The sequence below is a fragment of the Halalkalibacter lacteus genome (assembly GCF_036663595.1).
In the GTDB taxonomy this organism is placed as follows: domain Bacteria; phylum Bacillota; class Bacilli; order Bacillales; family Bacillaceae_D; genus Halalkalibacter; species Halalkalibacter lacteus.
Map to the genome: position 1 here is coordinate 1 of NZ_JAWRVL010000402.1, position 244 is coordinate 244.

The 244-nt window shown below is 58.6% G+C and carries 1 protein-coding gene; it reads left to right on the top strand.

What is annotated here, in order from left to right:
* On the top strand, window positions 1-244 hold a 244-nt coding region (locus tag SAZ04_RS22810), incomplete at both ends, for a hypothetical protein (protein WP_332700039.1).

The following is a 244-nucleotide window of genomic DNA, read 5'->3' on the forward strand; positions in this document are numbered from 1 at the left end:
CAAGCCGTGGTGACGATCGTCGGCCGGGACCACTACCTCGGACAGCACGGAACTGTCAGCAGCAAGCAAAAGTACCAGCGCCTCGTTGACCGCTGGCTCAACCGGAAGGAAGAACCTGCCGAGCAACCAGTGACCGAGATCACCGATGCTACATCCGTGAACGAGATCATTTTGGCCTTCGTCCGGCTCGCCGAGAGCTATTACATAGCCAATGCCTACGGTGAGCAAACCGAGGTCGGCTGCA